At 31.6% G+C, this 9168-nt stretch carries 5 protein-coding genes and 1 pseudogene; 5 read left to right on the top strand and 1 reads right to left on the bottom strand.

Annotation, left to right across the window (positions count from 1 at the left end):
• The coding region (locus tag AC3DU7_RS16855) for a reverse transcriptase domain-containing protein (RefSeq protein ID WP_488040477.1) at positions 1-2488 on the top strand (2488 nt) is incomplete at its 5' end.
• Positions 2489-2548: 60 nt separating this feature from the next.
• The gene (locus AC3DU7_RS16850) at positions 2549-3466 is read left to right on the top strand and encodes an Rpn family recombination-promoting nuclease/putative transposase (RefSeq protein WP_488040476.1); all 918 of its coding nucleotides are present in this window, start codon (positions 2549-2551) and stop codon (positions 3464-3466) included.
• A gap of 398 nt (positions 3467-3864) precedes the next feature.
• Here the strand turns inward: AC3DU7_RS16850 and AC3DU7_RS16845 are convergent, their stop codons facing one another.
• Positions 3865-4734 (bottom strand): MBL fold metallo-hydrolase, encoded by an 870-nt coding sequence (locus tag AC3DU7_RS16845; RefSeq protein WP_488040475.1) that lies wholly within the window; start codon positions 4732-4734, stop codon positions 3865-3867.
• Positions 4735-4836: 102 nt separating this feature from the next.
• Between AC3DU7_RS16845 and AC3DU7_RS16840 the strand changes: the two genes are divergently transcribed.
• From AC3DU7_RS16840 to AC3DU7_RS16830, 3 genes and pseudogenes are all read left to right on the top strand, one after another.
• Complete coding sequence (locus AC3DU7_RS16840; protein ID WP_488040474.1) at positions 4837-6987, top strand: Tex family protein; 2151 nt, start codon at positions 4837-4839, stop codon at positions 6985-6987.
• Between the two features lie 1025 nt (positions 6988-8012).
• Complete coding sequence (locus AC3DU7_RS16835; protein WP_488040473.1) at positions 8013-8807, top strand: radical SAM protein; 795 nt, start codon at positions 8013-8015, stop codon at positions 8805-8807.
• 237 nt (positions 8808-9044) lie between these two features.
• Positions 9045-9168 (top strand): annotated as a pseudogene (locus AC3DU7_RS16830) (radical SAM protein); the annotation flags it as partial.

Here is a 9168-nt window from a genome sequence, read left to right as displayed (position 1 = left end):
TAATCAATGGGGTCAACCTTGTATATCTAATGCTATCCTTCTCCAATCTAATGTTATTTCTGGTTTTAAAGTAGGTTTTGATTCTCTTCAAGAAGATTATAAAATATTACAGGAATTAGGAATAACAACAAATGAAGTTATAGATAGTAAAGATGAATTTGGGATTGATGAAGCTCGTGTATATAAATGGTTATTTGAGGATGCAGTAATTGATAATTTACACATTATAACAGTAGGAACACAAGAATATTCAGGAAGGGTAACAAAAATAGTTGATTCACTAAAGTCAATATTTTTTGAAAGTGGTCATATTGTAGAAAAACTATCTGATAAATCTGATTGTAAAACTAAGTTTGAGAATCCATATCATAGCAAGTGGCGGGATAAAGGAGATAAAATATACGAATCTAAAAAAGCATTTCATGTAAATTATACTACTGTCATTAATTCAAATTTACAAAATGATAAAGATTGGCATGAATTAATTGATTTAAAAAATTTAGAAATGGCATGGGTGAGAGCCAGACAACATTTAAAATCAGAATCATTACCTGATGAAAATGAATATAGATTATTTGAAAAAAACCTTGATGAAAATCTTCAAAGATTACAGCAGCAATTAAAGATTTATATAAAAGAAGTTGTCAACTTAGAGGATAATGTAGGTTATAAATTTCCTAAAAATGTATCTCAGGGCCGCCTTAAAAGTTTATCAAGATTAGAAGGAGAAATTATCTCGACTGCAATTATTCAAAATTTTCCTGAAAAGACTTCTTCATTAAATGGAAATAGTCACGCCTATCGTATTTCATCATCTAATAGTGACACAGAATATTTATACAACTCTTGGTTTGTTTTATATCGTAACTTTATGGAAAAAGCACGGGATATAGCACAGCAAAATGCCAATCATAATGGTGTAATAATTTGTGTTGATATAGAATCTTTTTATACAAGAATAATTCAAGCCCGTCTAATTGAATTAACTGGAAAATATTTAACAGAAAGTAAACGGATACGTTGGTTATTAAAAATACTCCTTTCAAAAAATTTGGATGAGCATGAAATAGGTTATGGTATTACTCAAGGAAGTATTGGGTCTGGGTTTTATGCAAATCTTTATTTAAAACCAATTGATGCTAGATTTGGTACTCAAGCAAAAGACAATGAGTGGAATGTAAGATTAATTCGATACGTCGATGACATTATACTTATTATTCCCGATAAAAATGATGAAAAAGAAGTTTTAGAAATTTTAAAAGAGGAGTTAGAAAAATTAGGATTGAAACTTAATGAACAAAAAACAGAAAGGTATGATAATGTTTCTGATTTTATAAAAACTCTGGAAGAGAATAAATTGTTATATAAACTGGATAAGACATTTAATGAAATAGTTAATCCTCTCTGGATTTGTAACCATAGATATCGTCAGGAGTTTATTCAAGCAGATAAAAGAGAAGATGATAATCAATGGTGGTATTTAATAAAAATTTATCAAAAATGTTTGCGTTCTATTCATATTTATATTGATGCGCCAGACTTAAGCCGGAGAATATATAAATATTTACGGGATGAGAGAAAACGACAGAAAGAACTTAAAGACAAACAAGAACTAAATTTACCTATCTTAAGTGATGATATTAATAATAAAGAGATTCAAGATTGGGCTAGAAATTTTCAGGATTTTAACTCTGATTGGATTGAAAGAAAGAAGGTATTGCGACAGGAACTTATTAAACTATTTATAGATAGCTGGAAAGAATTTTATAATTTATTAGCACAACCAAACAGTAGAGAAAAAATTAGTAGAACAAAAAAATTAAAGTCTTCTATCCGTTTTGCTTTTAACAAGTTATCTTTACTTTGTCTTGAAGAAATAAAAGAAAAGACTGTTGATATTTTGTGCGAACAACCTTGGATTTTTAGTAACCTATTGCAAGTTTTGGAGCATTTATCTAAACAAGGATATACCAATGAAAGTATAGTTGAAGTAATAGCTTATTATCAAAATAACTCATTACAAATAAGTGAATATATTCGGGCAGTTGCTTTGAGAGCAGTTCGCTTTTCATTTCAGATTAACAAGTATGTATGGGAAAAAATAGTTGAATATTCTGTGGGTAGAGCTTCTATTGCAGAAAAATTAATGGCAACAGAAAGTTGGCTTTATCTAGGTCATCTATCAGATAAATATGTGCAGGATAAGGATATAAATGATATATCAAATGCTTTACACAGCGAACCACAACCAACTAATAGATTAAAGAAAAACTATATATTGATTTTAGCAATGTATGATAATCAAGTAATTATTGAAGAGTCAATAGATAGTAATGATTATATGCTTAAAGCTGCTTATGATATTGCATTAGAAGGAAGCGAGAGTGTACAAGAGTTATTGAGTAATGAAGAGCCGAAAGTTATTAGGGAAAAATACTATAGTACCAAGAGATTTGCTGGAACAGACGGTGAAGTTGATTTATACTAAATTAAGTATATTTGGATCGATATATTCCATAATTGCTAACTCAAACTCGATAAAAAAACCATGAAATTTATCAATCCCAAGGTCGATTATGCCTTTAAAAAAATATTTGGCTCAGAACAAAGCAAAGACATTTTAATTAGCTTTCTCAATGCCATAATTTATGGAGGCAAAAAAGTCATTCAATCTCTAACAATTCTTAACCCCTTTAATCCCGGTCAATTAATCAATTTAAAAGACACTTATTTAGACATCAAAGCAGTTTTAGTAGACGGCTCAATTGTAGTTATTGAAATGCAAGTAGCTAGAATGGCTGGTTTCAACAAACGAGTAGCTTACAATCTTGCTAAAGCTTATGCCAATCAGTTAGAAACTGGAGAAGATTATTTACTACTAAATCCAGCCATAGCCGTGACAATTACAGATTTTATTCTGTTTGAAAAAAAGGATGACTTTATCAATAAGTTTGTGTTTAAGGAGGAGACTAAGAATTTTGAATGTCTCGACAAACAATTACGACTAATTTTCTTAGAGTTGCCGAAATTTAAGAAAGCTTTATCAGAGTTAAACAGTTTGACTGATAAGTGGATTTACTTTCTGAAAGAGGCTAACAGATTGGATAGTATTCCAGAGAATTTAGGGGAAGTTTCTGAAATAGAAAAGGCTTTAAATATTGCTAATAGAATTAATATGACGGTAGAAGAATTAGATATAGTTGAGCGTCGAGCAATTGCAATGCAAGATGAAAGAGGGCGGATAATTTATGCAGAAGAACAAGGGGAAGAAAAGGGACGTTTAAAAGAAGCGATCGCTCTAGTTATGCGTTTACTAAAAAAGCGTTTTGGAGAAATTCCAGAGACAATAAATGATCGGATTGAAGATTTACTTTTGTCTGATTTGGAAAGTTTAAATGAGGATATTTTAGATTTTAATAGTTTAGAGGACTTAGAAAGTTGGTTGCAGGAACATTCGCCTTCTTAATGGGTGGATGTCAATTTTGAATAAAGCCAAAAATTTATCGCTTTTAGGCAACAGGTAATAGGTAACAGGGAATATATAGGAAAAAAGTATTTTTGCTTTCTATGATATGCACCCTTCTTAATTAAATAGATTAGAATCTATTTAATTCAAATAAAAGGGGATAATGATAAAAAATAGGAAGGGAAAAAGCCACCTTGACCTTAATTTTTCAATCCCCTTTTTATAGTGCTATTTTTGATAATTGAGATACAGCGGATTCCAGCTTAGTGAGGTACATCCCTCGCGGGCAAGATGCCCGCACTTGCATTCATTTAATTATTAATATTTGTACTTCATATACTTGGAATATACTGTAAATCCTAGCTACTTTATATTAATCATCATAACTGTTAGAAAACTCATAATTTTTCCATCCAATTAATACACTTTTGTAACTGTTGTTCCATGGTTTTTGTATCAGCATGATATCGATGACCGTGACCTGGTAATATCCATTCAAAACTATAAGGTATGAGTTTACTTATAGATTTAATTTGTTCTGACCAAGAATACCCACAATAACGGCGAAAGGCATAAAGTTGATTTAAATGACTAGACCAAGCTAGATGGTCACCAGTAAATAAAAATTTTCCATATAGTAAGACTGTATGACCTTTAGTGTGACCAGGTACAGGAATAATTAATAAATCAGGAGTAAGGGAAAATGGTTCTGTATCAGTTAATTTTATTTCTACATCATTAGTATCTGAAGAAATATCATCTACATGAAGGATGCGATCGCAGTTAAAATGTTCTCTAAATTTTTGATGATCTGCTACATCATCTTGGTGGGTTAAATACATATATTTAATTCCTCCCATTTCTTCCAAACGCTTCACTAATGGAGGTAAAAATTGGGGTGAGTCAACTAAAATATTTCCCTCTGGTCTGACAATAAAATAACTAGCTGCACCAAAAGATTTTTCTGAATGATATCCACAATGATAAACATTATCTGTTACTAAAATTGGGAAGGTTTGCTGAATTTTTTTGATGTCTTTTGGTGCTTCAATAGTACCGATAGAATTTGTTGGGCAAGATAGTAAAGCTTGCATTGCTTCTTGTCTTTCTTTGTCGTTTTTTGGTTGATGATAAACTGCTGACATATCTCCACTTCGATGAAAAACTGTAGGTGACATCCAGCGACAAGTATCACAGTCTATACAGGTACTATCAACGTATATATCGCCATTAATATTTTCAGTACGTCGTAATTTTATTTTAGCCATTTTTACCTATTTAAAAAAGTTTATTATGAATTACGATCAATTTTAACATTTTCGGATTTAAAAGGTGTAAAATCATAAAAAATATATTTATATAGATGATTTATGCTGGACATAAATAACACTCTGGCTCAAGAATTAAATATCAATTCTCAAAGTATTAAAAATGCTTTGGAACTGTTAAATGGAGGGGCAACTATTCCTTTTGTTGCTCGCTATCGAAAAGAATATACAAATTCTTTGGATGAAACTCAACTACGAAATATTTGGGATAGATTTACTTACCTTCAGGAACTTGAGGAAAGAAAAAAGGTGATTCTCAAAGCAATTGATGAAGCTGGTAAACTTACTGATGAATTACAGGAAAAAATTGATTTATGTCTGCTAAAAACAGAACTTGAAGATCTTTATCTTCCCTATAAACCAAAACGACGAACGAGGGCGACTATTGCTAAGGAAAAAGGTTTGGAATCTTTGGCAGAATTTATTAAATCTCTGAATAACCCTCAAGCAAAATCTATATCTATTGAGGAAGAAGCTGTTAAATATATTGATGAAGAAAAAGGAGTAAAAAATATAGAAGAGGCGATTCAAGGAGCATCTGATATTTTGGCAGAATCAGTGGCAGAAAAAGCTGAATTACGCTCTTATATCAGAGAATATTTTCTCAAATCTGGTTGTTTTAGCTCCAAAATTAAAGATGATTATCCTGAAGGTACGACTAAGTTTGAAATGTACCGGAATTTTCGGGTAAATGTTAAAGATATTGCTCCTCATAATATTTTGGCTTTGTTAAGAGCAGAAAGTGAAGGGGTTTTAAATTTAGAACTTGATTTTGACCGAGAATTTGTACTGTCTTACTTAGGAGATTCAGAAATTAAAACTAGAGTTAAAGAAGTCAGAAGTTTTTATCAGGAAATGCTTAAAGATGCCTTTAATCGGTTGATGAAAAACTCTTTAATCAATGAAGTTCGAGGGCAAAAGAAAGCTGAGGCAGATATTGAGTCAATTAAAACTTTTGAAACTAATCTAAAAGAACTATTACTATCTCCACCAGCAGGGATGAAACCCACTTTAGGAATTGACCCAGGATTTAGAACAGGTTGCAAAGTTGCTGTCCTAGATGAAACAGGGAAATTCTTAAAATATCAAGCAATATTTCCCCATAAATCTGCGGCAGAAAAACAACAAGCTGCTACAACTATTAAGCAATTAATTCAAAAGTATAAAATTGAACTTATTGCTATTGGTAATGGTACGGCAGGAAGAGAAACAGATGAGTTTATGACTGAAGTAATTTCTACTTTAGATAAAAAACCAATAAAAGTCATAGTAAATGAATCTGGTGCTTCAATTTATTCTGCTTCTAAAGTAGCAATAGAAGAATTTCCAGAATTAGATATTACAGTGCGGGGAGCTATTAGTATTGGCAGGCGTTTACAAGACCCTTTAGCAGAACTGGTAAAAATCGACCCTAAGTCTATTGGAGTCGGTCAATATCAACATGATGTAGACCAAAAATTGTTGAAAAAAAAGTTAGATGAGACAGTAGAAAGTTGTGTAAATTATGTGGGAGTAGATTTGAATACTGCCTCAAAAGAACTACTAATTTTTGTTTCTGGTATGAGTTCGACAGTCGCTAAAAATCTAGTTAAATATCGCAATGAAAATGGAGCTTTTAAGAATCGTCAAGAAATTTTGAAAGTGTCAAAATTGGGAGGGAAAACTTTTGAGCTTTGTGCTGGTTTTTTAAGAATTCGGAGTGGCGAAAATCCTTTAGATAATACCGCAGTACATCCAGAAAGTTATTCAGTTGTAGAAAATATAGCTCAAGATTTAGCTGTATCGATAAATCAGATTAATCAAATCTCAAATAGAGTAAAATCTCTGGATTTAAAAAAGTATGTAACCGATAAAATTGGCGAACCAACACTCAAAGATATTATTAGTGAATTGGAAAAACCAGGACGCGATCCTAGAGCAGAATTTAAGTATGCAACTTTTCGAGAAGGCATTAAAGAAATTAAAGATTTAGAAGTAGGAATGGAGTTGGAAGGAATAGTAACTAATGTGGCAAATTTTGGAGCTTTTGTTGATGTGGGAGTACATCAAGACGGGTTAGTACATATCTCTCAATTAGCAGATTATTTTGTTAAAGATCCAAAGCAAGTTGTGAAAGTTGGGCAAGTAGTAAAAGTAAGAGTTTTGGAAATAAATGAAAAGTTGAAACGAATTGGTTTATCTATGCGAAAGTAAGTTTAAATAGGAGTCAGGAGTCAGGAGTCAGGAGGGAAGAAAGAAGCAAGAAAGAATAAAGAGGAGGAAAAATAGAAATTTTTTTTATCGTGCTATTATCCGGACATGATAACTGTTAACTGATAACTGATAACTGAAATGAAGGTGGTGGTGCATTGTAATTATTTTTGTTACCAGACAAATAGTGGGAGCAAGATGCTCCCATACTCTTGTTCAATAATAAAAAATAAAATCAATTATTACACAGAAGTTACCGAATAATGAATAATGAATAATGAATAATGAATAATTACTTCTACTTGAAAAGAAGAGGATTGACTAATAATGAAAAATTTTCTTTATTATATCCTTAAAAGAGAAGGCTTTAAACCACAATTTTTCGGGAATTATTAATTGTTAATTGTTAATTGCTGAATAATTATTTCTCCCTACTACCTATATGTTGTCAGTTTATTAATTTATGTAAAAAAAAGAATATTTGTATACTGCAATACTTCAAAGAATATCTACTTATATCTATCTTCTTAATAAATAAGTAAGCATAAATAAAGGCAATATTAAGCAGAGGGTTTTTAGAACTCATAAGCACTAAATTATTTATAGATAATAAGTAAGCATTTCCTAGGTCATGCTGCGCAAACAGCCGTCAGCTATCAGCTATCGCTTTTAGTTAACGGTCAAAGCTTTCTTAATTGAGAAACGAAAAATCTTACTACAAAAGTCAGCTCCAAAGTCTATATTCATTTAAACCCCTTTCTTAAGCACAGGGTCTTATTGCTGTTAACGCAGTTCCTCCGGAGGAGGCTAGCTGACGGCTAATAGCTGAATACTTACGATAATAAATCAATGCAAGTGCGAGAAATAAAAATTAAATCAATCATATCATGTCCGGATAATTAGTAATTAGTTATGAAGAAAAACTATCCCGTCTATGCAGGGCAAATCTTTTTATTCTCCCTACTCCCTACTCCCTACTCCCTAATCACTTATAAATAAGTATTCAACCGGAAATGATATCAAATCAAATGATGACAAAATTAACTGATGAATTTATACCAGTCTATGGACCAGTAAAATCTTGGCGATATGGTCGCTCTCTAGGAATAGATCCCATAGGCAAAATTTCTACCTGTTCCTTCAATTGTGTTTACTGTCAATTAGGAGAAATAGAACAAAAAATAAGCGATCGCTCAGTCTATGTCTCTACCACAGAAATATTATTAAATCTGCAAAAATTTGCGCCGTGGGATGTGGATATTATTACTCTTAGTGGCAGTGGAGAACCTACATTAGCTCTGAATTTAAAAGAAATTCTACAAGAAACGAAAAAATTAACAAACAAACCTATATTAGTATTAACAAATGGCACAACTTTAACTAATCCAGAAGTTAAATTAGCCTTAGCTTTAGCAGATCGAGTATCAATTAAAATAGATGCAGTAACTCTCAAACAACTACAAGGAATTAATCGACCCGCAGAAATATTAAATCTGTCAGATATTTGGCAAAGTATCAAAGATTTTAGAGATAAATATCAAGGTAAATTAGCAATTCAAACAATGATTTTATCTCCATGGAATACTCAAACTAAAGTCGAATATATTAACTTGATAAAATCTCTCAAACCAGATGAAATTCAACTTAATACTCCCACTCGGCCTAAACCTATAAAACGTCAATTAGATGGTAGAGGAAATCATACAGAATATCCCTCTTATACAGTAAAAAAATTAAAGTGCATTAGCCCAGAAAAGTTACAAAATTTAGCAGACGAAATTTACAAAAATACTAACATTCCTGTTCGTTATAAACAGAAATAGCATCCTGGTTGTTTGATGATAAAAAAAACCAGGTAAGCATTTCCTGCGGAATGCTGCGCAAACAGCTTTTTAATGAATTAACCAAGCACTTGCTTAACTTCTACTACATTTTTAAACAAAGAATTGAAGGAATTGAAGCACAAGAGCAACGAGCTTAAATTGTCCACTATAAAGCAATAAAGCTGATAGCTGATAGCTGATGGCTGAATGCTATAAAAAAAACAAGTAAATAGAAATATGAGTAACTTAACAACCAAATTATCAACAACAACACCAGTAGAAATTCCATCAGGATATCTCAATATGATGGGCTATATTGATGAATCTGAAGTAAACGGCCCTGGTTGTCGTGCTGTAGTAT

This window comes from Okeania sp., assembly GCF_983059655.1.
This window is presented reverse-complemented; position numbering and strand designations above follow the sequence as displayed.